This is a genomic window from Ruegeria sp. CK1 (assembly GCF_056536545.1).
Genome location: NZ_JBQFPX010000014.1, coordinates 23,524 through 48,545, shown reverse-complemented (window position 1 = coordinate 48,545; position 25,022 = coordinate 23,524). Strand labels below are relative to the sequence as shown.

The 25,022-nt window shown below is 55.7% G+C and carries 23 protein-coding genes; 12 read left to right on the top strand and 11 right to left on the bottom strand.

The genetic code is table 11. The annotated features are described in order from the left end of the window. Window positions 1-469: 469 nt before the first annotated feature. The 3 genes from ACR0L3_RS20005 to ACR0L3_RS19995 all read right to left on the bottom strand — a co-directional run bounded on the left by ACR0L3_RS20005 (window position 470) and on the right by ACR0L3_RS19995 (window position 2,947). The gene (locus ACR0L3_RS20005) at window positions 470-709 is read right to left on the bottom strand and encodes a hypothetical protein (protein WP_480747547.1); all 240 of its coding nucleotides are present in this window, start codon (window positions 707-709) and stop codon (window positions 470-472) included. 33 nt (window positions 710-742) lie between these two features. Further along, window positions 743-1,897, bottom strand: a complete 1,155-nt coding sequence (locus tag ACR0L3_RS20000) for an aromatic ring-hydroxylating oxygenase subunit alpha (protein WP_480747546.1) — start codon at window positions 1,895-1,897, stop codon at window positions 743-745. Between the two features lie 99 nt (window positions 1,898-1,996). Next, window positions 1,997-2,947: a LysR substrate-binding domain-containing protein gene (locus ACR0L3_RS19995; protein ID WP_480747545.1), complete on the bottom strand. Its 951-nt coding sequence runs from the start codon at window positions 2,945-2,947 to the stop codon at window positions 1,997-1,999. A gap of 329 nt (window positions 2,948-3,276) precedes the next feature. Between ACR0L3_RS19995 and ACR0L3_RS19990 the strand changes: the two genes are divergently transcribed. The 4 genes from ACR0L3_RS19990 to ACR0L3_RS19975 all read left to right on the top strand — a co-directional run bounded on the left by ACR0L3_RS19990 (window position 3,277) and on the right by ACR0L3_RS19975 (window position 8,330). Beyond that, window positions 3,277-5,100: a BCCT family transporter gene (locus tag ACR0L3_RS19990; protein ID WP_480747544.1), complete on the top strand. Its 1,824-nt coding sequence runs from the start codon at window positions 3,277-3,279 to the stop codon at window positions 5,098-5,100. A 152-nt stretch (window positions 5,101-5,252) separates the two neighbouring features. Next, window positions 5,253-6,800, top strand: coding sequence for a trimethylamine methyltransferase family protein (locus ACR0L3_RS19985; RefSeq protein WP_480747543.1), 1,548 nt, complete (start codon window positions 5,253-5,255; stop codon window positions 6,798-6,800). 67 nt (window positions 6,801-6,867) lie between these two features. Beyond that, window positions 6,868-7,599: an SDR family NAD(P)-dependent oxidoreductase gene (locus ACR0L3_RS19980; RefSeq protein ID WP_480747542.1), complete on the top strand. Its 732-nt coding sequence runs from the start codon at window positions 6,868-6,870 to the stop codon at window positions 7,597-7,599. Beyond that, complete coding sequence (locus tag ACR0L3_RS19975; RefSeq protein WP_480747541.1) at window positions 7,596-8,330, top strand: SDR family NAD(P)-dependent oxidoreductase; 735 nt, start codon at window positions 7,596-7,598, stop codon at window positions 8,328-8,330. Before ACR0L3_RS19980 ends, ACR0L3_RS19975 begins: the two co-directional genes overlap by 4 nt. A 7-nt stretch (window positions 8,331-8,337) precedes the next feature. Here the strand turns inward: ACR0L3_RS19975 and ACR0L3_RS19970 are convergent, their stop codons facing one another. The 4 genes from ACR0L3_RS19970 to ACR0L3_RS19955 are packed head-to-tail and all read right to left on the bottom strand — an operon-like array spanning window position 8,338 to window position 12,812. Then, window positions 8,338-9,678 carry an NAD(P)/FAD-dependent oxidoreductase gene (locus ACR0L3_RS19970; RefSeq protein ID WP_480747540.1) on the bottom strand — a complete coding sequence of 447 codons (1,341 nt, stop codon included), beginning with the start codon at window positions 9,676-9,678 and terminating at the stop codon, window positions 8,338-8,340. Further along, complete coding sequence (locus ACR0L3_RS19965; RefSeq protein WP_480747539.1) at window positions 9,675-11,171, bottom strand: aldehyde dehydrogenase; 1,497 nt, start codon at window positions 11,169-11,171, stop codon at window positions 9,675-9,677. Before ACR0L3_RS19965 ends, ACR0L3_RS19970 begins: the two co-directional genes overlap by 4 nt. Window positions 11,172-11,176: 5 nt before the next feature. After that, window positions 11,177-12,094, bottom strand: coding sequence for a dihydrodipicolinate synthase family protein (locus tag ACR0L3_RS19960; protein ID WP_480747538.1), 918 nt, complete (start codon window positions 12,092-12,094; stop codon window positions 11,177-11,179). Between the two features lie 7 nt (window positions 12,095-12,101). Then, a complete protein-coding gene (locus tag ACR0L3_RS19955; protein WP_480747537.1) occupies window positions 12,102-12,812 on the bottom strand; it encodes a GntR family transcriptional regulator in 711 nt (236 codons plus the stop codon). Window positions 12,813-12,948: 136 nt separating this feature from the next. On the opposite strand from ACR0L3_RS19955, the gene ACR0L3_RS19950 reads away from it, so the two are divergent. Together ACR0L3_RS19950 and ACR0L3_RS19945 are read left to right on the top strand one after the other, a co-directional pair. Continuing rightward, on the top strand, window positions 12,949-13,899 hold the full coding sequence (locus tag ACR0L3_RS19950) for a GlxA family transcriptional regulator (RefSeq protein WP_480747536.1): 951 nt from the start codon (window positions 12,949-12,951) through the stop codon (window positions 13,897-13,899). A 398-nt stretch (window positions 13,900-14,297) separates the two neighbouring features. Then, complete coding sequence (locus ACR0L3_RS19945) at window positions 14,298-14,804, top strand: hypothetical protein (protein WP_480747535.1); 507 nt, start codon at window positions 14,298-14,300, stop codon at window positions 14,802-14,804. A 164-nt stretch (window positions 14,805-14,968) separates the two neighbouring features. On the opposite strand, the gene ACR0L3_RS19940 is transcribed toward ACR0L3_RS19945, so the two are convergent. Together ACR0L3_RS19940 and ACR0L3_RS19935 are read right to left on the bottom strand one after the other, a co-directional pair. Continuing rightward, complete coding sequence (locus tag ACR0L3_RS19940) at window positions 14,969-15,688, bottom strand: glutathione S-transferase family protein (RefSeq protein ID WP_480747533.1); 720 nt, start codon at window positions 15,686-15,688, stop codon at window positions 14,969-14,971. Next, window positions 15,675-16,283: an NAD(P)H-dependent oxidoreductase gene (locus ACR0L3_RS19935; RefSeq protein ID WP_480747532.1), complete on the bottom strand. Its 609-nt coding sequence runs from the start codon at window positions 16,281-16,283 to the stop codon at window positions 15,675-15,677. The genes ACR0L3_RS19940 and ACR0L3_RS19935 overlap by 14 nt, the downstream gene beginning before the upstream one ends. A gap of 125 nt (window positions 16,284-16,408) precedes the next feature. Between ACR0L3_RS19935 and ACR0L3_RS19930 the strand changes: the two genes are divergently transcribed. From ACR0L3_RS19930 to ACR0L3_RS19910, 5 genes are all read left to right on the top strand, one after another. Continuing rightward, on the top strand, window positions 16,409-16,789 hold the full coding sequence (locus tag ACR0L3_RS19930) for a winged helix-turn-helix transcriptional regulator (protein ID WP_480747531.1): 381 nt from the start codon (window positions 16,409-16,411) through the stop codon (window positions 16,787-16,789). A 230-nt stretch (window positions 16,790-17,019) separates the two neighbouring features. Continuing rightward, window positions 17,020-17,970, top strand: coding sequence for an ABC transporter substrate-binding protein (locus ACR0L3_RS19925; RefSeq protein ID WP_480747530.1), 951 nt, complete (start codon window positions 17,020-17,022; stop codon window positions 17,968-17,970). Window positions 17,971-18,047: 77 nt separating this feature from the next. Continuing rightward, window positions 18,048-19,085: a quaternary amine ABC transporter ATP-binding protein gene (locus ACR0L3_RS19920; protein ID WP_480747529.1), complete on the top strand. Its 1,038-nt coding sequence runs from the start codon at window positions 18,048-18,050 to the stop codon at window positions 19,083-19,085. Next, window positions 19,078-20,667, top strand: coding sequence for an ABC transporter permease (locus tag ACR0L3_RS19915; protein ID WP_480747528.1), 1,590 nt, complete (start codon window positions 19,078-19,080; stop codon window positions 20,665-20,667). Before ACR0L3_RS19920 ends, ACR0L3_RS19915 begins: the two co-directional genes overlap by 8 nt. A gap of 54 nt (window positions 20,668-20,721) precedes the next feature. Then, window positions 20,722-21,702 carry an arginase family protein gene (locus tag ACR0L3_RS19910; RefSeq protein ID WP_480747527.1) on the top strand — a complete coding sequence of 327 codons (981 nt, stop codon included), beginning with the start codon at window positions 20,722-20,724 and terminating at the stop codon, window positions 21,700-21,702. On the opposite strand, the gene ACR0L3_RS19905 is transcribed toward ACR0L3_RS19910, so the two are convergent. Next, on the bottom strand, window positions 21,699-22,670 hold the full coding sequence (locus ACR0L3_RS19905) for an agmatinase (protein WP_480747526.1): 972 nt from the start codon (window positions 22,668-22,670) through the stop codon (window positions 21,699-21,701). The genes ACR0L3_RS19910 and ACR0L3_RS19905 overlap by 4 nt on opposite strands. Before the next feature lie 322 nt (window positions 22,671-22,992). On the opposite strand from ACR0L3_RS19905, the gene ACR0L3_RS19900 reads away from it, so the two are divergent. Next, complete coding sequence (locus ACR0L3_RS19900; protein WP_480747525.1) at window positions 22,993-23,964, top strand: LysR family transcriptional regulator; 972 nt, start codon at window positions 22,993-22,995, stop codon at window positions 23,962-23,964. Here the strand turns inward: ACR0L3_RS19900 and ACR0L3_RS19895 are convergent. Next, a complete protein-coding gene (locus ACR0L3_RS19895; protein WP_480747524.1) occupies window positions 23,961-24,986 on the bottom strand; it encodes a LacI family DNA-binding transcriptional regulator in 1,026 nt (341 codons plus the stop codon). The two genes, ACR0L3_RS19900 and ACR0L3_RS19895, sit on opposite strands and share 4 nt — an antisense overlap. Window positions 24,987-25,022: the final 36 nt, after the last annotated feature.

Sequence of the window (25,022 nt, the reverse complement as noted above, 5' to 3'; positions counted from 1 at the left end):
CAATAGGACCGTTTAGGTAAGGCGGATTTTAGGCTTGGTCTATCAAGCAGTGAAGAACGATTTTATATTGCAACTTTCGGGGCGTCGCAATCAGAGTAACACGTTGAATTAATAAAAGGTTCATTTCTGGCGTATCATACCCTTTAAGCTTGCCTGGGTCACTGTTGATCAACCGCTTCTTAGAATTGGGAGGTCGTAGAGCTTTATGGTGATCTCTGGCCTAAATCATTATCAGCGCGTTGGCGGTACAAAGTCCTACTCCGCTACCATCACCCCCCCCGAAAAATAGAAACACTAGTGCGGCGGTCAGGCGCTAATCTGCGGTTGGTTATTGCGAAATTGCGTGAGGGGTATGGCTCTCAATCCCTAAAACACAGAATGAAAGACCGGGCGGTGCAGTAGGCTGGAGTTGGGTGTGAAAACAAGGCTTCTTAGTTTAACTAGATTGAATCGCGCGAAAGCGCGCGTGTCAAAACTCCAGCCTATGCGCCCGCCCGTGGGTAACGAGGCGTGCATTTAAGTCGTCTGCTTCGGGTGCGCCGAATTCCAACGCAAAAACAAAAGCATGGGTCAGGTAGAAGCAAGCCGCGTCAATATCATTTGCTGCTTCGCGTTCGTTTGCTGCAATCGTGTAGTAACGGATCAAGGCCGCATGATCGTTGCGATCATGGGCCTCGAGCAGCAGACGATCCAGTTCATTCTTATCCATTGGCTTTCCGCCTGGCGCAGTCGATTGGAAAATTTACTCCTTGCGGCCGTTCTCGATCTGGGTTGCAACCCAGTGATGGAAGTTGTGTGTCGGTCCGTCCATCGCAGGAGAGAACCGTCCGCCGTCGAACAATACCCCGTGTCGCCCCTTTTGCATGCCTTCAACGACAAAGACATCCTCTTCGAAAACGGTTTTCCAAAGCTGTGCGTTGGAGGCACGCAAACCATCATGCTGAGGCGTATCTTCGACACTTTTGGCGTAGTAAAGCTCAATATGCTCAACGGTGTTTTCGTGGTCCACGGGTTCCAGCACGATCGCAAATGCGTGGTCACGCTGCGCGCCCAGCAGCACGTTGGGATACAGTGCCACGTATTCTGCACCTTCATCCCATTTATCGCTGAGGCCTTCGAAGTCCGGGAAGGTCGCACCGTCTTGGTCGGTCAGCTGGCGATAGACCAACGTACCTTGACCAGAGTAATGCCCGCGCGCCTCGATGTTGTAATGATCCTCCAGTCGGGAATAGCTGTTCAGACCGGGGTGCACCCAAGGCAAGTGGTAACTTTCACAGTAGTTCTCGACCGCTAGTTTCCAGTTGGTTTTGACCTCCAACTTGAACGAAGATGTTTCACCACCGTGATGCAGAGGCTGTTCGAATTCTTTCCAACGCTCCAGCAGCGCTGCATGAGCTTCTTCGAATTCTGGCGCATTGCCGTCTACGTTTACAAAGATCACATCACGCCAGACATGCGAGCGGACGCGTATCAGACCAAGGTCGTCGCGATTGACGTCTTCGTGCTTGTTCTGACCGGGGCCGCCCACATGCGGGGTTGCACGCAGTTCGCCCTTAAGGCTGTAGCACCAGCTATGATACGGACAGCGAATTGCACCACCAATCTTGCGCGGAGTGTCCACAAGGATCATCCCGCGATGACGGCAGGTATTCTGGAAGACGCCGATTTCTCCGTCTCGGTCGCGCACAATCAGTAGGGGCATGCCCAGAAAATCGACGGGTTTCGCGTCGCCTTCTTCGGGCACATCCTTGCCAAACCCGATACCGGACCAATTGGCATAAAGCACCGACCGTTTTTCCTCGGCAAACATGGCCGGGTCGACATAGTGTTCGTTCGGCAGGCCGTTGGCGACGGTCACATCGGCCAGTACGGATGACAGCGTGCTATGCTTGTTCATCGGGCTCTCCTAAAGTTTGCTGGATGCGTTTCTTTTCCTATTGGCGGATAGGGCAGTCACCTCTCAATACCAGAAATCCTCATCAGAAGGTGATCTGATCTAAACCGAACCTTCCTGAACCTCTTGAATGATCCATTCTTTCAGCGCGTGGGCGCTGTCTGACAATTCCTCATCCGGGCGTCCAACAAGGTAGAATTGATTGGGTGCGGTCAGGTGATGCGGGCCGATGGCCACCAGCTTACCGGATTGCAGCATCGGCTGGATCAGCCGTTGCCAGCCCAGTGCCAGACCCGCCCCTTTGCGCGCCAGCTGAAGCGCGACCGAATAACTGTTGACGCGCGATTCAATCGGGATCGTGCCTTTATGCCCCAATTGCTGGAACCACTCTGGCCACGTCGTCCAACTTCGGTCTTCCGAGGCCAAATGAATCAATCGTTCCGCCGCAAGCGCTTCTAGGCTGACGCCCGCCAGTCTTTCTGCGATCTCTGGGCTTGCTACAGGGACAAGGTGGTCACGAAACAACGGTGTGTGCGTCAATACCGGGTCGCTATCACGCCCATATCGTATGAAGAAATCTACATCTGGTCGGTCGCGAAATGGCCGATCCTGCGACAGCTGATCTACGTTAACATCCGGCATGTCGCGCCAGAACCGGATCACTGCGGGAGACAGCCACAACGCCGCCACCGCAGTTGTCGATCCGACCGTGACCTTGCCATCTGACTTGCGGTCTCGGATCGAGGATAACGCTTTCGAGATGCGCCCGAATGACGACGATAAAACCTCATGCAGGGCTTTGCCATCATCCGTCAATTCAACGCCACGATGCTTTCGCTGGAACAACGTGGTGTCCAGATCGCCCTCAAGCGCCTTGATCTGGTGGCTGACCGCGCCAGGCGTGACGGAAAGTTCTTCGGCAGCATTCTTGAAACTTAGATGACGTGCAGCAGCTTCGAACGCGGATAACGTGGTAAGCGGCGGTAGGTTGTAGTGGCGTCGAGACATTTTGGTACAGGAATCGCTGTCAGAGTTCGGGTGAGTCTGTTTCATCCGAGTATTAGGATTTTTCCAGTTGAAGGCCAGAACTGGTTGCGCAGAAGGTGTATTTGTCGATCACGTTTTTCGGGCCGTGTCGCAATTTTACAGAATGCGTCGGTTCTGACCGGATCAACAAAAAATCGTCGGGCTAGGCAAGCACACCAACAGCTGCCGTGTTCTGACGGCAACCCGGGCACAGCGCCCGGTATGGCTTTCAGGGACCTGTTCCGACGGAGGAATGATGCGCTGCATCACAGGAACGGGTCGAAGGAAAGATCAGAATTGGGGTCCTGTCATTAGGCAGAATCAACCCAACGCATACCGTCAACACGGAGGAAAAAATGTCGGTACCCGAACCTTTTACGGATGTTGAGATAGAAACGGCCGATGCCGGTTTCTATGAAAACTACAGCGTTCCCATCGCGTTGATCAGTAAGGCCATTATGGTTGGGCTGGTTCTGTGGGCACTCGTGTTCCCTGCAAATGCGAACAGTACTTTGGGCAGTCTGAATGGCAAGCTGCTTGAGATTTTCAATAGTTTTTACGTTCTGATCGTAGGAGCGTTTTTCTTCTTTCTCGCCATTGTGGCCATCATCCCATCCACCGGTCGTCGGATCATGGGAACGCCGGGTCAAAAGCCCGAGTTTTCGAATTTCTCATGGTTCTCCATGATGTTCGGTGCAGGCCTGGGCGTAGGCCTGATGGTGTTTGCTACGGCTGAGCCGCTGGGACTGTGGGGATCGAACCCCGTGGTCGTGTCCGGCGCAGTCGAGGGCAATTCGCCCGAGGCGCTGCAATCGGCATATCGCTTCACTTATCTGCACTACGGCTTCCATGCCTGGGCGATTTATGTCGTTACTGGTCTGTCGCTGGCATACTACGCCTATACGCGGAACATGCCTCTGACCATTCGTTCGGCGCTGACACCTCTGTTCGGTCGTTTCGTCAACGGCTTTTTCGGCCATGTAGTCGACGTTCTGGGCGTTGTTGCAACGATCCTCGGTGTGTCGGTGACCATCGGTTACGGCGTCAGCCAGTTCATTGACGGGGTCTATGCGATCACTGGAATGCAGTGGGTAATGGATCTGGGCGGTGAGGTGCCTACACCCAGTAAGGTCGGCCTGATCTCAGGTTTGGTCGTCATCATGAGCCTGTCGATCATCTCGGCTGTGTCCGGCGTTGGCCGGGGCGTGAAGTACCTGTCGAACCTGAACCTCGTGCTGTCGATCATATTGCTGGGCACCTTCGTCGTCTTCGGCTCGTTCGTCTTTGCCATGACCACTTATGGCACGGCGATGATAGACTACATCCTGCACTTCCTGTCGCTTAGCTTTAACGCCTACGGCCCACTGTCGGCGGATGCCTTCGCGGCGGCTCTGCCTGCCGAAGCACAGGCCCATGCCAATGACCTGATGGGCGGTGCAACCAATGCATGGGGCAGCTTTGAAGGCTTCCGCGAAGGACTGTCCGGTGCTGCTGCAGAGCTGGACGAAGAACTGCTGGCAGCTGCTTACGCTGCGGGTGAGCAAGGCCGCCAGTTCGGCTGGCAGGCGGGCTGGACCACGTTCTACTGGGCTTGGTGGATCGCGTTCTCTCCCTTCGTCGGCTTGTTCCTGGCGCGCATCTCCAAAGGGCGCTCGGTGCGCGAGTTCATCCTGGGCTGCGTCTTCGCACCAGCGCTGGTTTGCTTTGCATGGATGACCGTTCTGGGTGGCACCGCGATCGATCTGGAATTGGCCGGTGCTGCTGAAGGTGCGATCATCGGTGCATCGAACACCAGTAAGCTGTTCGTAACGCTGTCCTACATGATCGATGGTGGTCTGCTGTCCATGCTGAACGTCATGTGTGTGATCCTGATCATGACCTTCCTGGTGACGTCTGCAGACTCGGGCATTCTGGTGATGAACACCATTATGTCCGGCGGCAGTCAGGAAACTGGCGTCAAACACCGCATCATCTGGGGTGTGATCCTGACCGCTGTGATCGGCGCACTGATCCTTGCCGCTGGTGAGAACAACCCGATGGACGCGCTACGTAATGCGATGATCATCGGCGCGCTGCCGTTCACAATGGTGATGGGCCTGATGTGTATTGCTCTGGGCAAAGCCCTGTTCCGCGATAGCCAGCGCGACAAGCATGGCGTCGCTACGCAGGCTGCGGAATAAGCACGCTTCAATCGAGACATCAGCGCCGCCCCAACCGGGGCGGCGTTTTTCGTCTTGAGCAGGTGTCGCTTCCTGCAAACAGATATCGCATTCAGTCAGGTGCAAAAGCCGCGAATCCCCCAGTTTGGAATACAAGATTGGAGGATTGCCCAATGAACATCCGAACCACGACCCGAGCAGGCGGACGCTCGGCCCGTCGCGCCCTTCGAACCGCACCGAACTTTGAAATGCTGCCCGGCCTTACCCGGGGCATCCCATTGTGCGAGGTGATGGACGGCGCACAGGTTGAACGCATCGACAACGCATCAATGGACATCCTTGAAAATGTCGGTGTCCAGTTTCGCGACCCCATCGCGCTGGAAGACTGGAAGAAAGCCGGAGCAAAGGTCGAAGGCGAGCTGGTCTATCTGGACCGAGGGCTGGTACGCGAGTTGATCGCCACCATCCCCAGCGATTTCACTTATCACGCGCGCGATCCGAAAAAGAATGTGCGGTTGGGCGGGAAGTACTCGATCTTTGTCCCGATGACGGGCGCGCCCTTCCTGCGTGATCTGGACGATGTGCGCCGGAACCCGACGCTTGACGATCTTGCGATGTTCCACAAGCTCAGCCACATGATGCCCGCGTTGCATTCCTCCGCGCATCACATTGTCGAACCCTATGATCATCCGATCAGCCAACGACATCTGCGCATCACTTACTCGTCGATGAAACACTCGGACAAGACATTCATGGGCATGACCACCAGTCCCAAGAACGCCGAGGATGTAATGGAGATGTGCGCGATCCTGTTCGGAGAGGATTTTCTTGAGGATCACCCTGTCACCACGGGCAATTGCAATGGCAACTCGCCGTTGGTCTGGGACGAAACCATGCTGGGCGCGATGCGCGCCTTCTGCCGGCGCAATCAACCGGTTTTGTGCTCACCCTTCGTTCTGGGCGGAGCCAATACACCCGCCAGTGTGCCCGCGACTGTGGCGCAACTGAATGCCGAGGCTCTGAGCGCGCTGGCCTACACGCAGGTCATCCGCAAAGGCGCGCCCGCGATATACGGCCACTACCTGTCGACCGTTTCGATGAAGTCCGGGGCGCCAATGGCAGGTACGCCTGAGATTAGCCTTATGAACTTTATGATCGGACAGATGGCGCGCCACTATGATGTACCCTGGCGCACTTCGAACACACTGGGCGGGGCGAAGACCTTTGACGCGCAGGCAGGATATGAATCTGCAACGACCTTGCAGGCGGTGATCCACGCCGGGGCCAACTATATCTGGCACAGCGCGGGTTGGAACGAGGCTGGAATGCACTGTTCTGTCGCCAAGTTCATCGTCGATGCCGAACAATGCGCCATGGCCTATCGCATGGCTGAAGGGCCGAAATGGCACGACTTCGATCAGGCCATCGCGGCGGTGCCGGATGTCGGGCCAGGCGGCCACTATCTGGGCCATCCGCATACGCAGGACAACTTCCAGAACGCGTTCTTTATGCCGGAACTGTTCGACAACAACTCTATCGAACAATGGCAGGCTGAGGGCAGTGTCGAAATCACTGAACGTGCCCTGAACCGCGCTCGGTCTTTGTTAGCGGAATACAAAGAACCCAAACTTGATGAGGCAAGGAACGAAGCCTTGTTGGATTACATCGCGCGGCGCGAACGCGAAATACCTGCCGCAGATGAACTGAACCAGAGTTACTAAGCAGTTTCCCCGCACCTTACCCGCCCGGATCATCGGGCGGGTTTTTTTAACCTTATTCGGAGGATCGATGGAATTAGACGGAAAGAAAGCGCTTGTGACCGGGGCAGCGGGCGGGATCGGAGCTTCAATCGTGCAGCGCCTTCGACAAGCAGGTGCGAAGGTTGCGGTTGCTGATCGGACCGTCGACGGTGTCGAGGCGGACGCCCATATCCCCGGTGATCTACTGGACGGTGCGTACGCAGACGCGCTGCCACAGGCCGCAGCAGACGCATTAGGTGGTTTAGATATCGTCATCAACAACGCTGGCGTTATAACGCGTGGTGCGGTCACTGAAACATCGGATCAGGACTTGTCCCTTTCGCTGGGCGTGAATGTCGAGGCCCCATTCCGCATCTGCCGGGCCGCGATCCCGATTATGGCGGCTGCGGGTGACGGGGCGATCGTGAATACCGCCTCGTGCTGGGGGTTGCGGCCCGGTCCGAACCATGCGGTTTATTGCATGACCAAGGCGGCGATTGCATCCCTGACCCAGTGCATGGGCATGGACCATGCCCATCAGGGTATCCGCATCAATGCAGTCTGTCCAAATGAGGTCAACACGCCGATGCTGCGATCTGGTTTCGAAAAGCGGGGGTTCGATCCTGATACGGCAGTTGCCGAGTTGGGCCAAACCGTTCCGTTAGGACGCATCGCCGAACCTGAAGATATTGCCGACGTTGTGATGTTTCTGGTCTCAGACGCTTCGCGCTATATCTGCGGGGCATTATTGGAAGTGAACGGAGGCAAGCCCGTATCATGACCAAATTTGATGGCAAAACTGCACTTGTCACCGGTGGGCGCAGCGGCATCGGGCGCGCCATTGCCCATCGGCTGTCTGATGATGGCGCGCGGGTGTTTACGGCCCAGCGTGGAGCTGATCCAGATTTTGAAAGTGTCGAGGTGGATTTCGGTGCGCCCAATGGCCTTGAAACCGTGGTCGATCAAGTCATCGACAGGGCAGGGCAGTTGGATATCCTCATCAACAATGCAGGCATGATGCAGGAAGCTACAGTCGAGGAGATGAGCCTTGACGATTGGCAGCGCAATCTCACTGTGAACCTGACAGCGCCTTTCTTACTGATCCAGGCTGCGCTGCCCCATCTTCGGCAAACGCGCGGAGCGATTGTTAATATCGGTTCCATCGAAGGGCTGGGTAGTAATCCCGGTCACGCAGCCTATTGCGCGTCCAAAGCCGGGTTGCACGGTTTGACCCGTGCGGTGGCTGTGGACCACGGTGCCGAGGGCATCCGGTGCAATGCGGTTGCGCCGGGTTGGATTGATACGGATTTGAACCTGGATTTCATTGCCTCGATGCCGAACCCTGAGGCGTTTGGGGAGGACATAAAACGTATCCACCCAATCGCCCGAACCGGCACCCCAGAAGAGGTTGCGGCATTGGTGGCCTTCCTTGCCTCGGATGACGCAAGCTTTATCACCGGTCAGGTGTACACCGTTGATGGTGGACGGATGGCCAAACTGAGCCTGCCTTGAGTCGAGCTCATTCCTTGCCCGATCGCCATTCTTTCCAGCTTAAATAGGCGTTTGCCCCTAACGACGCGAAAGGTTCTGGTGGAAGGCGCGGCGGTAATGGTTGCGCCAGGAAATGGTCGGCAATATCCGACCCGCCTTGCGCCAGGAGTTCGGCAACGCCCATGCCTTGCAACGTGCCACGGGCGATACCCAGGCCATTCTGGCAGCAGGCGGAATAGACCCCGTTTTCAAGTTCTCCGAACGCAGCCGAGCCATTGCGGCTAAGGCAAAGCATCCCAGCCCAGCGATGCTGCATGCGAACATCGGGCAGATGCGGAAATCGTTCGCGAAACTTGCGATCATGCACCCGACCTGCATTTCGAAGCCGCATTTGGCTGGTTTCAATATTGGGGTGAAAACTGGAGCAAGTACGGATCAGGATACGGTCACCATAACTGCCCGAGATACGCCGAACCGATGTGCCCATGGGGTCTGCGGGTGTCACGGACCAGCGCGACTGACCGCCCAGAGTTTTGATCTGCTCAGGTGTTAGCTGTTCAGTCATCGAGGCATAGAGGCAGACATGCATCAGCCGACGCTGGTAGAAGCCAAAGCTTTCAAGATGACCGTTATTGGCCAGAATGATGCGCCCTGTCTTCACCCTGGCCTTGTCAGAGTTAACGACCCAGGTGTTCTCTTGCTTCTCGAAACTCATCACAGGGGAATTTTCGTAAACGCTGATAGTCTTCGTAAGCCGCGATGACAACGCCCGGACATAAGCGGCAGGCTGGATCATGACCGTACCCGGTGCATAGAGGCCTGACGTGTAATGCGGGCTGCCGGTTATCTCCTGCATTTGCTGTCGATCATACAGCGTATGCGGCTCTCCCAGTCGTTCAAGATGAGCGGCGAAGTCGCGATTGTGCTGATCGCCCGACCGGCTTGCGGCCGCATTGAACTTACCGCAAGGGTCGAACATTTCCTGCGGTAATTTGCATTCGGTTGCCACCTCAGAAGCAAACGCGATGGCTTGACGATTCAACGCGATCGCAGCCCGATCCGCGTCCAACCCAGAACCCGCATAGTTGTCCGAGGACAGATCGTGTGGCAGGTCGATCATGAAGCCCGAATTGCGCCCAGCCGATCCTTCAGCAAATTTGTTGGCTTCCAGCAAAATGATCTTCAAGCCCGGATCCAATTGCCAGAGGCGCCGCGCAGCTGCCAGACCGGCAAACCCACCGCCGATAATGGTGACATCAGCGGTTTGGTCCTCAGTCAGTTCAGGTAAAGCCTGTTGGGCCGGCAAGATGGCATTCCATCCTGCCGCGCCTGTCTGCCGTGGCAGGCGTTTTGCAGTATGTGTCGTCAATCGACGGCCTCGTCTTCGTCATCCGCTAGATCAATCCAGATGGTTTTCAACTGGGTATACTGGTCGTGCGCGTGCACCGAGTTATCCCGCCCACCAAAGCCGGACTGCTTATAGCCACCAAAGGGCGTGGTGATATCACCTTCGCCAAAGCTGTTCACCGTCACAGTGCCCGCCTGGATTGCCCGCGCTCCGCGGATGGCGCGTTTGGCGTTGGCGGTGAAGATCGAGGCGCAGAGGCCGTAGTCGGTGTCATTGGCGATTGTGATCGCCTCGTCGAAACCCGATACCTCGATCACAGACAGAACAGGGCCGAAAATCTCTTCCCGCGCCAGAGTGGCGTCGTTGCCGGGAACTTCGACAACGGTAGCCTCGACAAAGCCTTTTTCAGCCTTACCACCAATCACGACATTTTCGGCCTGATCGAGATAGCCGCAGACCTTGTTGTAGTGACCTTCACTGACCAACGCTCCCATGCGGGTTTCCGGGTTAAGCGGGTCGCCGATATTCCATTGTTTGGCGTGATGCGTGATGCGTTCCAGCAGCTCCGCCTTAACGTCCTTGTGTACGATCAATCGCGACGAGGCCGAGCAGTTCTCGCCCATGTTCCAGAACGCGCCATTCACCACATGCGCGGCCACGCGGTCGAGGTTCTCGGCGTCGTCCATCACGATGGCGGGGTTCTTGCCGCCCATTTCCAGCACGACCTCTTTGGCGTTGCTTTCTGCCGAATAGGTCAAGAAACGTTTGCCAGTCACGGTCGAGCCGGTGAAGGACACCATGTCGATGTCCATATGACGCCCGATAGGTTCGCCAACCTCGGCCCCGCCACCGGGGACGATGTTCAGAACGCCACGTGGCAGACCGGCCTCCATCGCCAGCTCGGCCAGACGCAGCGCGGTCAGGGTGGTTTCAGCCGCCGGTTTCACCACCACCGAACAGCCCGCCGCCAGAGCAGGTCCAATCTTCCACGCCAGCATCAGCAGCGGGAAGTTCCAGGGCAGCACCAGCCCCACAACGCCGATCGGTTCGCGAACCACCATGGCAATGTGATCGTCGCTGGCGGGCGAGACCTGATCATAGATCTTGTCGATTGCTTCGGCATGCCATTTCAGACAGTGGATGGTCTCGGGCACGTCTACGGTTTCGCAGTCATAGATGGTCTTGCCGCTGTCGATACTCTCCATCACTGCCAGTTCGCGGGCGTTGCGGGTCATCAGCTTGCACAGTCGGATCAGCACGTCTTTGCGGTCCGAAGGGTGCAGTTTCGACCAGCGGCCATCGTCAAACGCCTCGCGCGCTTTTTCGACAGCGAAGTCGACATCCGCTGCGCCGCAAGCCGCGATGTTCGCCAGTTTCTCGCCGGTCGCGGGGTTTGCCGTCTCAAACGTTTCGCCCGAAATCGCCGGTCGGTAGGCACCGTCAATGAAAGCGCCAGTGGGCATGGTCAGGCCCGTAGCGATGGATTTGTATTCTTCCTGTGTCAGCAGATCCATGTCTCTCACCCTTCCGCCACGATGTCAGCGATTGTCTTTTTCAACACGCGCGTCACCTGTTCCAGCGCGCGCTTGTCGTCCTTGTTCAAACCTTTCAGCGGAGGTCGCATTACACCCGCGTCGATCCCGTTCATGGTCACGCCATGTTTAATGGTCTGGATGAATTTGCCGCCCTGTTCCAGAACGCGCATCAGCGGCATCATCGCGCTCATGATCCGGCGACCCTTGGCGAAATCACCTTCGACGGCGCAGGCGTTGTATAGCGCAACGTGCTCGGCAGGCAGGAAGTTTGACCCGCCGCACACCCAGAACGGCGCGCCCCAAGCGAAGAACTCAAGCGCCTGATCGTCCATGCCGCAACCCAGTTGGATGTGCGGGTAGTCGCGGGCCAGCAAATGCACCCGGTTGATATCGCCCGAGCTTTCCTTGATGCCGCAAAAGTTCCGGCTGCGACCAACGCGATCAAGGAACTCTTCATTCATCATGGTGCCAGTACGGTGCGGATAGTTGTACAGCATCACCGGCAGATCAGCTGCCTTATCGATGGCCAGCGCGTTCAACGCGTTTTCACGGTCGGTCGGCACCGAATAGGGTGGGCTGGCCAGCAGGATTGCGTCCGCGCCGATCTCGCGTGCGCCGGACGCCAGAGCGATCGAGTCCGGCGTCAACATTGCACCGGTACCGACAACCAGCGGCAGCCGGCCCTTCAACTGGTCATGGGTAAACTTCGCCAGCTCCAGCCGTTCTGCGACAGTCTGGGCATAGTTTTCGCCGGTTGAACCGCCCGAGATGAGGCCGTGCACGCCGTTCTCGATCAAGTACTCAATCACCTGCGCCAGAGCGTCCCAATTCACGCTGCCATCAGCGTGATAAGGCGTCACTACAGGGGTATAAATCCCCTCAAACTTGAAAATCGGGTTCATTCCGTCCTCATGCAGGTTTTGAAAGGGGTGGGGTGCCCATTGGGACATCCAGCGCATCCGGCATCACGAACAGTTCGATCTGATCGCGTGACAGGTTCCAGTGGTCCTCGGCCAATTGCGTTGCAGCCGCCTCATCGCGCGCCTCGATAGCTGCGATGATTGCGTCATGCTGGTCACTGGATTTTGAAAGATTGTCGGATGCGCCGGCCAATTGTGGCCGGTAAAAATTCATTGCGATCCGAGCGTGATCGATCAGAAGGCGGTTGAACGACGGCAACAGGTAGACGTTGCCGGACATTTCACCGGTCAAATCGTGAAAACGGTTATTCGCAAGCGCTCGATCTTCAACAGATCCAGAGCGAACTGCAGCTTTAAAGCCCTTTTGAGCATCCTTCAGGGCTTCGATTTGAGGCCTTGAGGCGTTCCGTGCCGCCAAGCCAAGTATTGCGCCGTAGATCATTGGAGCGGCCAGAAAGAAATCGCGCAAGGTGGTGTAGGACATTTCCGATACCCGCGCGCTGCGGTTGGTGCGAAGGTCCAGATAACCTTCCCCTGCCAGTTGGCGGAAAACCTCGCGCAAGGGTGTTCGCGACAGGCCGAACTCATCGGACAGATGGGCCTCGTCCAGATCGGTACCTGGTTGCAGCCGCAGGGTCAGGATCGACACTCGCAGGTGATCCCTGAGCATCTCTTTGCGGGATTTTGCGTCGTCCTTCATCCTGACTCCCCTCTTATCCAATACGAATCGTCTTAGCGTTTCGTATCCTTTCTGTATTCTAAAAAAATACAACTTGTATACAGAAAAAAATCGTGCAGCATAGATCACCGACCACGCCAAATCGAATGGGGCACTCATGCGCCAAACGCGCCATATAACGTTCATCCTGATCGAAGAATTTTCACACCTCGCATTCTCTTGCGCGGTAGAGCCGCTTCGAATCGCGAATCTGGTCAGCGGGGAAGACCTTTATGAGTGGACGTTTCTATCAGAGCATGGGGAACAGGCGGTGTGTTCGAACGGGTCGGTGACTTTGGCTCATGGCGATTTGGATGCCTTGCCAAAAACCGATCAGTTGTTCGTGTTGTCGGGCATTCACATGCGAAACCATGTCACGCGGTCGCTGCTGGCTATGCTGCGCCGCGAGCGGGCAAGGGGCACGGCCATAGGTGCGTTGTGCTCGGGTGCGTGGCTTTTGGCTGAGGCGGGGTTTCTGGACGGGATGCAGGCCGCAATCCATTGGGAATACCATGACGCGTTCATGGAAGCTTTTCCCGAGGTAAATCTTGTTCGCAGTGTCTTTGTAGCTGATGAAAAACACATTACAGCGTCAGGTGGCACTGCCACGGCTGATTTGATGCTGCATCTCATCGAACAGGATCATGGTGAAGAGCTGGCTATCGCCGTCGCCGACCAGATGGTTTACAACGCCGTGCGCAATGCCACGGCCAAGCAGCGTGTGTCGTTGCAATCGAGAAATGGCATGCGAAATGCGCATTTGGCCAACGCAATCCACATCATGCGGGATTGCATTGAGGCGCCTGTCTCACCGTCGCAAATTGCCGAAGATCTGGGGATATCGACACGACAGTTGGAGCGGTTGTTCGGTAAATATCTCAACACCTCCCCCAAGAAGTATTTCATGGAACTTCGTTTGGAGCGCGCCCAGAAATTGTTGCTTCAGACCGAAGCATCGGTGACCGAAGTTGCCATGGCCTGTGGCTTTGAAAGCCCGGGCCACTTTTCCCGCGTTTACCGCTCCAGCTTTGGCGTCACACCGCATGCGCAAAAAAGTAAGATTGATTGATTGTAAACGGCGGGGGGAGCTGCTCTGTCCATTGGCGAGCCCGGGTGGTCAGGCGCTCACCCCCTGTCCCCGCTCGTACCCCCTCGTTAAATTCAAACTCGTAAACTGATCAGCAGGATTAAGTATCAGTACGCGACGAAAGGGGCATAACTATTACAATATCGTGTCAGAGGTATGTATCTTTTGGCCTAATTCGCAAAAGGTGCCTTAATTCCTGATGCGCGTTTTGATTAAAGTTTGCGCCCTTCAAGCCACTTTTGTTTGCGTAATAAAACTGTTTATGACATTTTTGTTACGCCAACGAAGGGACTTTTTCTGCGAAAAATGGCGTCAATTCGCAACCGAATTTATTTGAGAGTTTCTATGTCCTCGTCAGGAGTTAGACTTGGAGGACTAATATGAATTTGGAATCCCACGAAGTCGCAGTGGAATTCGCACCGCGTGTCATCTCGATAGCGAAACGCGAACGACAGATTTGCCAAGCTTCCCAGGCTGCTGAGGCAGCTTTTGCGCGCATCACGCATTTGGCTACTGACAGCGTCGCGATTCACGGCGAATTGCAAGATCGCGTGTTTTCCATTTTCCGTTGGTATTTTCTGTCAGCATTTTGCACGCGCCTTCTGACTGATGCGGCACATCGGTTGGAGCATCAGACTTTGCAGGTGTCAGTCGACATCTTCAGCGCCGTGAAAATGGTTCTGACCGAAAGCGAAATTGAACAGTCGATGGCTCTGGTTAGTGTTGAAAACACGTCTCCGGCGCTGGCGAGAGCGAACGACATCGGCAGTCGTGGGCATACGGTAGGTTGGGTTGCAGCCGGGTTGTATGAAGAAGGCCGCGATTTCCCGCAGGACATAAAGAACGCTCTGGCGGGTGCTTTGGCTGCATCGTCTCGGATCAACTGAGCGATTGTAATTTGCCGGGGATTGTTCCCATGCAGCGAAGGCGGGCCATCTGAACGTGACAGAGGCCCGCAGTTCAGACGGCAAAAATTTGCGTCTGAGCCTTTTTTGTTTTGCGATCTCTCTGGTCTTTCAGAGGTCGTTGCTGGCCAGGCGAATCTACGTGTTCAATCCTTGTTCACATCACCTGAAAACCGGGCCGCGTTCTCTTTTGCAAACGCGCTGGCATCGGCCTGCGAATCCCAGAAATGTGGATTGGACTTCGGGATGGTCAGTGCCTTTTGCACAGCCGGTCGCGCGTCGATGCGATTAAACCACGCTTCTAGATGGGGCAGTTCATCCACGTCAACTCTTGCCCACACATAGGCCCGTGCCCATGGATAAAGCATCATGTCTGCAATGGTATATTCATCTGCCGCTATCCAATCCCGTCCGTTCAAACGCGCATTCATAACTTCAAGTAAACGGCGGCTTTCGTTGACATAGCGTTGGATCGAAAACGGCTCGACATGTCCATTGGGGGCGGCGATGTGTTGGAAATACATGGCCTGACCCATCATTGGGCCAATATGACCGACCTGAAACATCATCCACTGCATGACTTCCGACCTTTTGATTGGGTCAGAGGGCAAGAATTTTCCGTATTTCTCAGCCAGGTGCCACAAGATTGCTCCGCTTTCGAAGATTGCGCGATCTTCAGACCGGTCCACAATCGTCGGAATTTTCCCGTTGGGGTTCAGGGCTAGGAACTCTGGCGTTTTTTGCTCCTGCTTCGAGAAGTTGATGTGCGTCAGATCGTAGGGAATGCCAGCTTCTTCCAAAAAGATGACCGGTTTGTAACCGTTCATCGTGCCAGCGGTATAGAGATGGATATCAGGCTGGGACATGTTCAACCTCCGCAAATGTGTTCTTCAAATGGGTTTCAAATCGGGTGAAGTCGGCATCGATGCTAGGGTTTTTCATAACGTCAAAAGCGGCGAAGGTGGGCAGTGCCTGCATCGCCATGAATTTGGCGGTCAAATGCAGCGGGCGGAGCAGATCATCGACGCTGCCGCCAGCAAAGAACGGCTCGGCTGGGTTGTCAAAGGCCTCAATGGGTGCATTGAACGTAACGGATAACATGTATTTTTTGTCGGCCAGTTTACCACCCATTCCATAGTTTGCCTTGGGTGCGTCCGAGGTCCGGCCATCACCGTTGGCAAATCGTCCGTCCATGCCTGAAGTATAAACTTCGTCCATGTATTTCTTAAATACCCAGGGAACACCCATCCAGTTTACCGGAAACTGCCAGATAACCACGTCTGCCCACAAATGCGCATCGATCTCTGCGTTTATGTCATAGCCTTCAGCAACCTTGGTGACGCGCACAGTGTGACCCATTCGGATCAGACTGTCGCGCGCAAGTTCTGTCAGGCTGGCGTTCAGGGTTCCTGGGGCCGAACCATAAGGTTGCGTGCCGTTTAAAATCAGGAAATTGCTCATGTCGACGTCCTTGTTCTGAAACGCACCACTTGACTTGTGGTGGGTCTGCGGAAAAGTTGTGAGTGCCAGTTGAAAAAAGCAACCAGTATACTTTTAGTAACCTTAAAGTTTTGGAGGACTAGGCAATGCGTGCGCAAATAAAAGCCGATGAAAACGGGCGTAAACGTGTGTTGAATGCGTGCCGCGAACCTTGTCCAATCGAGCTGGGGATGCGGATTTTGGGTGGCAAGTGGACCGGGTCGATCCTGTGGCACCTAAAAGACGGGCCGACGCGTTTCAATGATCTGTCCCGACTGATCGGAGGGGCCAGCAAGAAAATGATAACAGAACGGTTGCGCCAGCTGGAAGCACAAGGTCTGGTTTCGCGTAATGTTTTGAAGACCTCACCGGTTTCGGTCGAGTACTCGATCACTGAATTGGGGCGATCAGCATTGGGGTTTCTGGATGAGCTTCGCAAGTGGACAGATTCTTTGCCTGCTTCGATTTCCGGCATTGAACAGTCATAGTTTGCAAAAAGGGAAAACTAATCTACGTTAATTTCGCATACAGGCGTTTGTCGCTCCTGCCTCTTGATGCGTAGGGTGGTGACATGTTTCAACTTTCTGGCCAGCCCGGTGTATCGTGCCGTTGGCCAAACTATTTGGAAGGCTCGCTTTCCGACAATTGCCTGTAAGGTGCGCCACGGTCAGACCGGGACAAAAATAAGCACCACAGACGACCAACATGGAGATATCAAATGAAGAAAATTGCAACGCTTTTGGGAGGCGCATCAATGGCGATCGCCGGTCCGGCGATGGCTGCGGACATCGTGATCGGTGTGCCAAACTGGCCTTCGGTAAACGCTACGGCGCATATTCTGAAGGTGGCGATTGAGCAAAACCTTGGGCTTGAGGTCGAACTTCAGAACGGCACCAACCCGATCGTTTTCGAAGCGATGGATTCGGGTGCCATGCATGTGCACCCTGAAGTCTGGATGCCGAACCAGCAGAACCTGCACGACACCTACGTCACCGATAAAGGAACAGTTGCGTTCAATCCCAATGGCGTAGAAGCATTCCAGGGAATGTGCGTTGATAAGGCAACTGCTGATGCCAACGATATCCGCTCGATTGATGATCTGACCAACCCCGATATCGCGGCACTGTTTGACAGCAATGGCGACGGTCAGGGTGAAGTTTGGATCGGTGCCCCGGGCTGGGCTTCTACCAACGTGGAAAAGATTCGGGCCAAGTCATATGGCTATGATCAGGTCATGGAGTTGACCGAAATCGACGAGACCGTGGCCTATGCCAACCTCGACAATGCGATCAAAGCGGGCGATCCGTGGGTCGGGTTCTGCTACACGCCGCACTACGTATTTGCCCTGCATGACATGCAGATTCTGGAAGAGCCTGCCTATGACGCGTCCAAGTGGAACGTGTTGCAGCCTACCGATGACCCTGACTGGCTTGAAAAGTCCGAAGCTGGTGTCGCATGGGATCTGGCTTACCTTCACCTGCACTATGCCAAGGAACTTGAGGATGAATACCCCGAGGTTGCCACGCTCTTGTCTAACATGAAGCTGGACACTGATACGGTTTCCGCAATGACCTACGCACTTGTGATCGAAGGCAAAGAGCCTGCGGCCTATGCGGAAGAGTGGGTGACTGCGAACGAAGATGCCGTTCTGGGCTGGATGTCTCAGTGATTGACACTGAACAGTGCTGAAACTCAGACAGGCCGCCGCACAAACCCGGCGGCCTGTTCTGCATCAAAGGGACAAAAATGACGGAAACTGTCGTAAAACTGACGGATGTCTGGAAGATTTTTGGCGCACGCGCCGAAGAAGCCATGACTGCCGTGCGGAACGAGGGCATTGGAAAGCCTGAAGTTCTTGAGAGATTCAATTGTGTCGTGGGTGTGCAGGGTGCCACCTTTGAAGTGCCTCGGGGTGAGATTTTCTGCATAATGGGCCTGTCAGGCTCGGGTAAGTCTACACTGGTTCGGCATGTGAACAGGTTGATCGAGCCGACGTCGGGCAAGATCGAGATTTTGGGCCATGACGTTTCCAAAATTTCCGAAGCCGAGTTGCGCCGCATCCGGGCGCAGCAGATAGGCATGGTGTTCCAGCATATGGCGCTGATGCCGCACCGGTCGGTGCGCGACAATGTGGCCTATCCGCTGGAAATACGAAAAGTGTCGAAATCCAAGCGCTGGGCAGTGTCCGACCACGCACTGGGTCTGGTGGACCTGACCGGTTATGAGGACCGGCTGCCCAAGGAACTGTCCGGCGGCATGCAGCAGCGGGTAGGTATTGCTCGCGCTTTGGCTTCTGACCCGGAAATCTTGTTGATGGATGAACCATTCTCGGCCCTTGACCCACTGATCCGCCTGCAATTGCAGGATCAGTTCAAGGCGCTGGTGGCGCAGCTTAAAAAAACCACTCTGTTCATTACTCACGATCTGGATGAAGCCATTCGCATCGGTCACCGGATTGCCATCATGAAAGATGGTGTAATCGTTCAGATTGGCACGCCCGAAGACATCGTTATGAACCCTGCGGACGACTATGTGCGCGAGTTTGTGCAGGGCATCTCGAAACTGAAACTGGTCAAGGCGCACTCGATCATGGAACCGATCGCCAGTTATTCGGGTTCTATCGACGGCGCGCCGCGCGCGGATGAGGGATCGGATCTGGATCAGCTGATCGATCTTGCGGTGAATACCGATATGCCGGTGGTCATCACCGATGCGGGCGCTGACGTTGGCGTCGTGACCAAGCCGCGCCTATTGCGCGGAATTCAGGGGGGCAAAAATGACTGATGCTGCAATGGAAATGAAAGTCACGGCCGCCTCTGATATTGAGGTCGACCGCGAGGCTCTGGACAAATCCATTCACGAATTTGCTGGTCCGAGCGGCGATTACTACGTCAATGCGTTCCACAAAATCCACGATGCCACCAGCGCCGTGCCCAATACGTTCAACCTTTGGGCGGCGGTTCTGGGTCCTTTCTGGTCTGCGTCAAGGGCCGTTTGGGGCATGTTCTGGACCTTCCTGATACTCGAGATCATCGCTTGGGTTCAGATCGGGCGTGGTGCCTGGGGTAACCCGGGTGCTGATCTGGCTGAACGGGCTGAACGTCAGCAGGCACGCGCGAATGAACTGTTGGAACGGGCGACTGCTGCAACAGAACAAGCTGATATCGACCGGTTCAATCGTCTGGCCGAGAACATCCAGAAAGCGGCGGATAGCAGCTTTGCGCAAGCGCAGGCGGCACAGTCCGAAGCGACTGGGATTATGATCACCGGCCTTCTGATGCTGCTGGTCTTTAAGCTGGTCCAAGGGTTCTACGCGGATCGGGTGTATGAAAAGCAATACTCGAATTGGCGGATTGATCCTGCCAGCACCGAAAGTGGTCGGTCAACGCGCAACACGGTGTTGGGCGCTGTTCTGGTGGCCGCGATTGCGCCGCTGATCATCTACAAGTTCACCGTGAATGCGTCGCTTCCCTTGCTGGATGCCTTTCCCGAGGAGCAGGTGTCTGAGATCATTTTGGGTCCGGGCGAGGGGACGCTGTTCTCGAATCTGGCCAGTTGGATGGAGGCGCAGATCGACGCTGCCGCAGCCGCTGGGGGTGATGTCTTTGACGGGATTGTCAGTGGGGTTAGAACAGTTCTGGATGGTCTGACGATTGCGTTGATCGGTTCGCCATGGCCGGTTGTTATGCTTGTGATCTGCGTAACTGCATGGCGTGCGGCAGGTCCGCGCGTGGCGATTTTCACCGCGTCGTCGTTGGCCTATATCGCCCTGCTTGGGTACTGGGATGTGGCGATGGAGACGGTGGCTCTGGTGGGGGCCGCTGTGCTGCTATGTGTTGTTTTCGGCATTCCGCTGGGTATCTGGTTTGGCAAATCTGCAAGGGCCTATCGTGCGGCGGAACCCGTGCTTGACCTGATGCAGACGCTTCCGGCCTTCGTCTATCTGATCCCGATCATTGCCTTCTTCGGCACCGGCAACCCGCCGGGGATTCTGGCCACAATCATCTTTGGCATGCCACCGGTCATACGCTTGACTGCCCTGGGCATGCGGGGAGTGCCGGACAGTATCAAAGAGGCCGCCGTGGCTTTCGGCGCATCGAAATGGCAACTGCTGAAAGATGTTGAGATTCCGCTGGCTTTGCCTTCGATCATGACCGGCGTGAACCAAACCATCCTGATGTGTCTGTCAATGGTGGTCATCATCTCGCTGATCGGTGGTGGCGGTCTGGGCAAGGAAATCCTAGAGGCGCTGCAGTACGCGGCCAAAGGTCCGGGCCTGCTGGGCGGCTTTGCTATCCTGTTCCTGGCCATGGTCATGGATCGGATCGTGCAAGGGGCCTTCAGGCGAGAAGACGAGAAAATCTAAATGCACACGCCCCCGGTTCCCGCCGGGGGCGTTTTTCTTTGACCGGAGAAAACTATGACCGATCGCTATGAACAGTCCATGATGGACAATCTGTATTGGTGGGGTGTGCCAACCTTGTTTCGGTGCCCAAACGAAGGCCCAGAGGGACAGGATATAGCGCTGGTAGGCGTCCCGCATTCCGCAGGCAATGGTACGACGGAACGAGACCAGCATCTTGGCCCGCGCGCGCTGCGCCATGTGTCAGCCGTGCAGCGCCGGGTACATTCATTGTTTGAGATCGACCCATGGACCAGCGCGCGCATTGCCGATGTGGGGGACGTGCCGTTTCCGAAAGCCAATGACAATGAAGACTGTATTGAACGTATTACCCAATTTTATAAGGATATCGATACAGCTGGGGCGCGGCCTGTTTCGATCGGAGGTGATCATTCCATAACGGGTGGAATTGTGCAGGCGCTGGGTCGGGGCAAGCTGGCGGGCGGTGAGCCGATCAGCTTCCTCCATTTGGACGCCCACACGGACGTGTTCACCAAGGTCGATCATTTTCTGGGCGCCAAGAAATCCGCCGCTCATTGGGGGGCTTATCTGGCCGACCAAGGGCAGGTCGACCCGACGCGGTCTATGCAGATCGGCCTCAGGGGCCATCCGCGCAGTCTGGACTGGCTGCAACCCTCTTACGATTATGGATACAATATCGTCACCATGCGCGAATTCCGACAGCGTGGGCTTGAGGATGTGGTGGCGCAAACCAAAGAGGTGTTGGGCGACCGTCCGGTTTACATCACCTTCGATCTCGATTGCCTTGACCCGACGGTTGCGCCTGCGGTGTCCAATCTGGAGCCCGGCGAAAAGGGGTTCGACATTGACGAGGCCGTTGGCATTCTGCGCGCCGCGCGCGGGTTGAACATCGTGGGCGGAGACGTGGTTTGCATGATGCCCACCAAGGACAGCCCGAACAACATCACCGCCCTGACAGCAGCAGCGGTGATGTTCGAAATGATCTCGATGATTGCTGAAAACGTTAGCGCTGCTTAAAGGCGCCTAGCGTCCACCGCCTGAGCAAGAACGCATAACAACTCAAACATCAGCGAGATACCGAGCCAGGCCGTGCCGCCCTCGGGGTCAAAGGGCGGCGCGACCTCGACCAGATCGGCTCCGACCAGATTGATGCCTGCCATTTTGCGGATAACCTGTTGCGCCTGAAAACTGTTCGGCCCGCCAATTTCTGGCGTGCCAGTGCCGGGGGCATAGGTCGGGTCCACAAAGTCGATGTCATAGGTGCAATAAGTGGGGGCAGTACCGACGATACCACGCACTTCGGCCATGACGTCGTCGATGCCCCGATCAAACAGCTCCTCAATACGGATTATGCGAATGCCTTGAGCCTCGCCCCATTCGATATCTTCTGTGTTGTAAGCGGTTCCGCGGATGCCGATTTGAACAAAGCGTTTGGGATCGACCAGCCCCTCTTCGACCGCGCGTCGAAACGGGGTGCCATGGGTGAACTTGTGACCGCCAAAGTAGGTGTCAAACAGGTCGGTGTGGCTGTCGAACTGGATCAAGCCCAGCGGGCCGGATGCAGCAAGGGCACGCAGGACGGGCAGCGTGGTCAGGTGGTCGCCTCCAGCAGTCAAAGGGGTAATGCCTCGGCCACATAGGTCTGAATAGAAATCAGTGACCCGTTTCAGCGTATCCTCAATATCAACCGGATTCGGCGCGACGTCACCCAGATCGGCGCAATTGACCAACGAGAAAGGCGCGATCCCGGTAACCGGATTCATCGCACGGATCATTGTCGAGAAATCCCGCAATTGTCGTGGCCCATGGCGGGCGCCTGGGCGGTTCGTCGTTCCGCCGTCCCATGGGATGCCGACCAAACCCACTTCGACGTCTTCAATGCGTTCATGGTCAAGTGGGACACTGGGCAAACGCATGAAGGTGGGGATGCCTGCGAAACGGGCTAGTTCCATCGCTGAAACCGGCTGAAAAAACGAATTGGTCATATGGCCCCTCTCCCTGATTCTGGCGCGAGCCTAGCGGTAGTTTTACGGCTTGGGAATGGGCGGGCTCACGCAGAGCAAGACGCAAGGGGTACTTGCGAATATCTGCGTTTTGCAAGGCGGTCAGATATCGACGGGCGCGCGGATTGAATCCGCTTTGAACGTTTCCTGCATGAAGTATAAAATACTGATAATAAATTGTTTTTCGTACCTGCGGTTTTGGTTGTGATAAAATTTTGATCTGCTTGGCTAACTTCATCGTTGCCGCCAGCGCCAAACTTTGCTTGTTTTCATTTCGAATAAATCGAAACAATGGATGGGCACTGTGTCGAAACCCTTGAGCCTTCGTTGGCTGGAAGTTTTCCGTTTGGTCGCAAAGTCGGGATCGATCCAACAAGTCGCGTCTGAGACGGGGCTGTCGATCAGCACCGTCTCGAACCACCTGCGCAGTCTGGAAGGTGCGTTGGGGGTCAATTTGGTTGATCACGGTCGGCGACCGATGGGCCTGACACCGGCGGGCGAAGTCTTTGCACGGTATGTCCGTGATGGGCTTACAGTGCTGAAACGGGGTGAGGCGGAAATCCGGTCAGGTAACTGGCAACACGCAACGGATTTGCGACTGGCTTTGGTCAACGATTTCGACAATCAGATCGCGCCAGACTTGTTTCGATTTCTGGCGCAGGCTCTGCCGCGCTGCAGTTTTCGCCACTACACCCGTCCAAGCCATGAAATCATTGCCAATTTGCAAGAACATAAGCTGGATGCAGGTGTTGCCACCCGACCCTCGGAGCGAACCGAAGGGCTAATTGAATACCCGCTGATGCGGGACCCGTTTATTGTCATCCTGCCCAACACTTATCCGGGTGAGCCCGAAGATCTGCTGAAGCCAGACGCGGAACTGCCGCTGCTGCGGTATTCGCGCGACTACATGATAGGAAAACAGATCGAAATTCAGCTGACCCGCAGCAAGTACAATCTGCCCAATCGATTTGAGTTGGAGTGCAACCATTCGATCATTGGCCTCGTCGCAGAGGGCAGTGGCTGGGCGATTACGTCAGCCGCCTGTTTCCACCGCGCCCAAAGGTTTCATGACAGTGTTCGGGTCATTCCGTTTCCGGGTCGGAACTTTGTGCGAACGGTGTCTTTGTTTACGACTGAGGTGTACCCCGAGACAACTTCAAGACTGATCCAAAAGGCAATGGTTGAACTGATCCGGCAGCATTTCACCGATCCGATGTGCGAAAGTCATGCCTGGTTGAAGGACGATTTCCGCACGATGGAGGCCGAAACCGTTTAGGTGCCAGCTGGCGGCCCAAGCGATTGACGCTCGACGATGTGTGTCGCCAGCCTTGCACTTTTACCGGTTCCTTGGTTGTCGAGAATTCTGACGAGTTCCAGCGCAGCTCTTCGACCCATTTCTCTGTGTGGTACGTGCACGGTCGTCAGGGCTGGGGTTGCGATCCGTGCGAGTTCGATATCGTCAAATCCAGTGATGGAAACGTCGTTTGGAACTTGTAGTTTCATTTCATGTGCACGGTGCAGTGCGCCCACGGCCAGAACGTCGTTGCCGCACAAGACCGCGGTGGGCGGTTCGCTTTGCGACATCAACTGGGAAAATGCTTCGGCACCATTTTCAATTTCGTAAGGCGTTTCCAAGATGGTCAGATCTGACAGCGACAGGTTGTTCTGCGTTACAGCATCTTTTACGCCTTCGATCCTCATGCGAGCGCGATCGTTGCCGGTGCTGATGCCCGAAATTAACCCGATCTTTCGGTGCCCCAACTCGATCACACGGTGCGCAAGCTCGACCATCGCTATGCGATTGTCGAACCCGATGGAGGCAACTTGTGCGTCGGGCTGAAACGACCAAGCGACCAGAGCAGGAATGTTCCTGCGCGCCAGGTCTTCGTAAATCCGCGGGTCGCGATCATGTCCGATCAGCAGCAATCCGTCTGCACCACGTGCAACCAGCGTTCGAATCTGCTCTTCCTCGATCTCGGGTTTGTAGGCAGAGCTTGAGACCAGCAGGGTATAACCATGTTGGTGCAATTCTTCCTGAAACGCCTGCAGGCCGCGGGCAAAGATTGCGTTTTCCATGGTCGGAATGATTGCGCCGATGGTCGATGACCGTTTGGCCGCCATAACGCGCGCGGCAAAGTTGGGCATGTATCCTAGTGCGTCCACTGCTGACTGAACGCGCTGGCGCGTTGCCTCCACCACCCGATCCGGGTTGTTCAGGCAACGCGATACGGTCGCAGTCGAAACTCCTGCTAGTTTGGCCACATCATCCAACGTTGGCGCTGATCCAAGTTTTGACATTTCCAAACCTGCAATTCGCTTTTGCCAATAAGCTTA

Bases quoted from the DNA above. Each gene is read 5' to 3' on its own strand.
- ACR0L3_RS20005 (WP_480747547.1), bottom strand. From the start codon at position 709: ATGGATAAGAATGAACTGGATCGTCTGCTGCTCGAGGCCCATGATCGC.
- ACR0L3_RS20000 (WP_480747546.1), bottom strand. From the start codon at position 1,897: ATGAACAAGCATAGCACGCTGTCATCCGTACTGGCCGATGTGACCGTC.
- ACR0L3_RS19995 (WP_480747545.1), bottom strand. From the start codon at position 2,947: ATGAAACAGACTCACCCGAACTCTGACAGCGATTCCTGTACCAAAATG.
- ACR0L3_RS19990 (WP_480747544.1), top strand. From the start codon at position 3,277: ATGTCGGTACCCGAACCTTTTACGGATGTTGAGATAGAAACGGCCGAT.
- ACR0L3_RS19985 (WP_480747543.1), top strand. From the start codon at position 5,253: ATGAACATCCGAACCACGACCCGAGCAGGCGGACGCTCGGCCCGTCGC.
- ACR0L3_RS19980 (WP_480747542.1), top strand. From the start codon at position 6,868: ATGGAATTAGACGGAAAGAAAGCGCTTGTGACCGGGGCAGCGGGCGGG.
- ACR0L3_RS19975 (WP_480747541.1), top strand. From the start codon at position 7,596: ATGACCAAATTTGATGGCAAAACTGCACTTGTCACCGGTGGGCGCAGC.
- ACR0L3_RS19965 (WP_480747539.1), bottom strand. From the start codon at position 11,171: ATGGATCTGCTGACACAGGAAGAATACAAATCCATCGCTACGGGCCTG.
- ACR0L3_RS19960 (WP_480747538.1), bottom strand. From the start codon at position 12,094: ATGAACCCGATTTTCAAGTTTGAGGGGATTTATACCCCTGTAGTGACG.
- ACR0L3_RS19955 (WP_480747537.1), bottom strand. From the start codon at position 12,812: ATGAAGGACGACGCAAAATCCCGCAAAGAGATGCTCAGGGATCACCTG.
- ACR0L3_RS19950 (WP_480747536.1), top strand. From the start codon at position 12,949: ATGCGCCAAACGCGCCATATAACGTTCATCCTGATCGAAGAATTTTCA.
- ACR0L3_RS19945 (WP_480747535.1), top strand. From the start codon at position 14,298: ATGAATTTGGAATCCCACGAAGTCGCAGTGGAATTCGCACCGCGTGTC.
- ACR0L3_RS19940 (WP_480747533.1), bottom strand. From the start codon at position 15,688: ATGTCCCAGCCTGATATCCATCTCTATACCGCTGGCACGATGAACGGT.
- ACR0L3_RS19935 (WP_480747532.1), bottom strand. From the start codon at position 16,283: ATGAGCAATTTCCTGATTTTAAACGGCACGCAACCTTATGGTTCGGCC.
- ACR0L3_RS19930 (WP_480747531.1), top strand. From the start codon at position 16,409: ATGCGTGCGCAAATAAAAGCCGATGAAAACGGGCGTAAACGTGTGTTG.
- ACR0L3_RS19925 (WP_480747530.1), top strand. From the start codon at position 17,020: ATGAAGAAAATTGCAACGCTTTTGGGAGGCGCATCAATGGCGATCGCC.
- ACR0L3_RS19920 (WP_480747529.1), top strand. From the start codon at position 18,048: ATGACGGAAACTGTCGTAAAACTGACGGATGTCTGGAAGATTTTTGGC.
- ACR0L3_RS19915 (WP_480747528.1), top strand. From the start codon at position 19,078: ATGACTGATGCTGCAATGGAAATGAAAGTCACGGCCGCCTCTGATATT.
- ACR0L3_RS19910 (WP_480747527.1), top strand. From the start codon at position 20,722: ATGACCGATCGCTATGAACAGTCCATGATGGACAATCTGTATTGGTGG.
- ACR0L3_RS19905 (WP_480747526.1), bottom strand. From the start codon at position 22,670: ATGACCAATTCGTTTTTTCAGCCGGTTTCAGCGATGGAACTAGCCCGT.
- ACR0L3_RS19895 (WP_480747524.1), bottom strand. From the start codon at position 24,986: ATGTCAAAACTTGGATCAGCGCCAACGTTGGATGATGTGGCCAAACTA.